Here is a 3,346-nt window from a genome sequence, read left to right on the forward strand (position 1 = left end):
GATTCGGGATTCGGGATTCGCCTCAATTTTGTCTTCTTAAGGACAAATTCCGTCAACACTTACTGCACCTCAACTTCTTTCAATTCTATCCCAACGAACACTTCCGACTTTAACAGCGAAGTACTCCCACAGTTCGAAGGAAAAAGTCCATCTTCATAAAAACAAAAAGGCTTGGTCAACGGCGACCAAGCCTTTTAATTAGATGTTGTGTTTTATGTTGTATTTATTGACCCCAGTCTATCTGGAGTTCTTTACTGACTTAGATAGAAATTAGCCGCCTACTGCGATGTTCTTCATATCAGTCATGTAACCACGTAGCTCTTCACCGATGTACTCTACTGGGTGGTTACGAATCGCTTCGTTTACTGCAATTAGCGTAGCGTTGTCGACCTGGTTAGACGACTCGCCTAGACCTTTACCGATTACGTCGGTGCTTACTGATGGCATGAACTTCTCACGTAGTAGCGGTGTTGCTACGTTAGCGAATAGGTAGTTACCGTACTCCGCTGTATCTGAAATTACCACGTTCATTTCGTACAGGCGCTTACGTGCAACTGTGTTTGCGATTAGCGGTAGCTCGTGCAGTGACTCGTAGTATGCAGACTCATCGATGATGCCTGATGCTGTCATTGCTTCGAACGCTAGCTCAACACCGGCACGAACCATAGCAACCAGTAGAATGCCGTTGTCGAAGTATTCTTGCTCAGAGATTTCGATGTCGCCTGCTGGGTAGTTCTCGAAAGCGGTTTCGCCCGTTTCTTCACGCCAGCCTAGTAGGTTTGCATCGTCGTTTGCCCAGTCAGCCATCATAGTGCTTGAGAATTCACCCGTGATAATGTCGTCCATGTGCTTGTTGTATAGTGGACGCATTAGCTCTTTTAGCTCTTCAGAAAGCTCAAATGCTTTTACTTTTGCTGGGTTTGATAGACGGTCCATCATATGAGTGATACCACCAAACTTAAGTGCTTCGGTGATTGTCTCCCAACCGTATTGTAGAAGTTTACCTGCGTAGCTTGGGTCGATGCCGTCAGCAACCATCTTTTCGTAAGACACGATAGAACCAGCTTGTAGCATGCCACATAGGATAGTTTGCTCACCCATTAGGTCAGATTTAACTTCTGCTACGAATGAAGACTCTAGACAACCTGCGCGGTGACCACCTGTACCTGCAGCCCAAGCTTTCGCAATGTCCCAACCTTCACCTTTTGGATCATTCTCTGGGTGAACCGCGATTAGTGTTGGTACACCGAAACCACGCTTGTACTCTTCACGCACTTCTGTACCTGGACACTTAGGCGCAACCATAACAACTGTTAGGTCTTTACGGATTTGCATGCCTTCTTCAACAACGTTGAAACCGTGTGAGTAGCCCAGTGCTGCGCCTTCTTTCATTAACGGCATTACCGTTTCAACAACGTTCGTGTGTTGCTTGTCTGGTGTTAGGTTGATAACTAGGTCAGCTTCTGGGATTAGCTTTTCGTAGCTGCCTACTTCAAAGCCATTATCTTTTGCGTTTTTGAACGATTGGCGTTGCTCGTCGATCGCTGCTTGGCGTAGAGCGTAAGCAACGTCTAGGCCAGAGTCACGCATGTTCAGACCTTGGTTAAGGCCTTGAGCACCACAACCTACGATGACCACTTTTTTACCTTTTAGGTAATCTGCTTCTGATGCGAATTCTTCGCGGTCCATAAAGCGACAACGACCAAGTTGGTCCAATTGCTCACGCAAGTTTAGGGTATTGAAATAGTTAGCCATCTGGGTGCTCCTTAACATTCTTCCATAGAGGTCGGTATTTGTGTTACCGAATGAGTTCATACTAAAACAGACATTCTGTTGCTGAAAGTGATATATTCACAATTACTTATTGCAATTAATGCAACATGGAAGTGAAGATTTAATGAACATCAAAAGCCTGCAACTATTCATTCACCTATGTGATAGTAAAAGCTTCGCTAAGACAGCAGCAGCAATGCATATCAGCCCTTCCGCGCTGAGTCGGCAGATCCAGAAATTGGAAGAAGAAACACACCAACAGCTGTTCTTGCGTGATAACCGAAGTGTCGAATTAACAGTTCAAGGAAAGAAGCTGTTGCCTGTTGCACTAAAGATCTTGGGTGAATGGCAGCAATACCAAAGCTACGTCAAAGGAACGGAAGACGAGTTAAAAGGGGAGATACGTTTATTTTGCTCGGTAACGGCAAGTTACAGCCACCTCCCAGAACTTATTTCTGAATTCCGCATTCAGCATCCATTTATTGAATTCAAACTCTCTACCGGCGATCCAGCCCAAGCCATCGATAAGATTCTGGCGGATGAAGCTGATATCGCGATCTCTGCAAAGCCGGACCAACTACCCGCTAAGGTTGCTTTTGAACCAATCAGCGAGATACCTCTATCGGTTATTGCCCCAGTTGGAGTCAGCAGTTTTGCCGAAGAGCTACAGAAAGAAACCCCAGATTGGTCAACGATCCCTTTTATTCTCCCAGAAGCAGGCACAGCAAGAGAAAGAGCGAATGTTTGGTTTAAGCAAATGAAGTTCAAACCAAACATCTACGCACAAGTGGCAGGTCACGAAGCCATTGTCAGTATGGTGGCTTTAGGTTGTGGCATCGGTATCGCACCAGATGTGGTAATCAACAACAGTCCTGTCAGAGAGAAGATAAATCGACTCAAGGTTCTACCTATAAAACCATTTGAGCTGGGAGTCTGTTGCATCAAGAGCCAGCTAGAAAACCCATTAGTGAAAGCTCTATGGGAAGTCGCAGAAAGTAAGTATATTTCCCTGTAGACATGCCTCATTCAAATGAAATAAAAAGCCCGTTACACAAATAACGGGCTTTTTATTTACAGTAAACCTCGAAGGCAAAATATAGAACTACGCTTGAGAGAAACTAGCGTCACTACTCACATAACAAAGACATCATTAGCAAAGCGAGCAGATTAAGTAAGTGCTTACCTTTAATTATTTTTAATATTTGGAAAATGAATACCGAGAAAAGAGAAATAAGGTCTTTATGTAGCAGGGCACAGAGATCTGAAGGAGCCTGAAACGACAAAAACTAGCTCGAAGACTGGTTTTCTAAATAAGTGGAGGAACAACTGGGCTTGCACGTAATTGGACTCGCACACGAACGGGATTCATTCACCGATAGGTGAATTGAATTGTCAGATACGAAAAAGCCATAGCATTTCTGCCGGGACGCGCAGTTTAGCGCTTTGCCTGAATAAGTGGCGGAGAGGCCGGGGTTGCGTTCAAGCGGGACTCATTCCTCGGAAAAGGAAAATATTTTTGCTTATAAACGACAAAACCCAGTCTGAAGACTGGGTTTCTAAATAAGTGGCGGAG

The 3,346-nt window shown here is 44.8% G+C and carries 2 protein-coding genes; one reads left to right on the forward strand and one right to left on the reverse strand.

Going from position 1 to position 3,346, the window contains the following annotated elements; all coding sequences use genetic code 11:
• Nucleotides 1-270: 270 nt before the first annotated feature.
• On the reverse strand, nucleotides 271-1,755 hold the full coding sequence (ilvC, locus tag H735_RS26270; RefSeq protein WP_020194652.1) for a ketol-acid reductoisomerase: 1,485 nt from the start codon (nucleotides 1,753-1,755) through the stop codon (nucleotides 271-273).
• A 142-nt stretch (nucleotides 1,756-1,897) separates the two neighbouring features.
• Between ilvC and ilvY the strand changes: the two genes are divergently transcribed.
• Complete coding sequence (ilvY, locus tag H735_RS26275) at nucleotides 1,898-2,788, forward strand: HTH-type transcriptional activator IlvY (RefSeq protein ID WP_020194653.1); 891 nt, start codon at nucleotides 1,898-1,900, stop codon at nucleotides 2,786-2,788.
• The last annotated feature ends 558 nt before the right edge of the window (nucleotides 2,789-3,346 follow it).

This window comes from Vibrio owensii CAIM 1854 = LMG 25443 (assembly GCF_000817815.1).
In the GTDB taxonomy this organism is placed as follows: domain Bacteria; phylum Pseudomonadota; class Gammaproteobacteria; order Enterobacterales; family Vibrionaceae; genus Vibrio; species Vibrio owensii.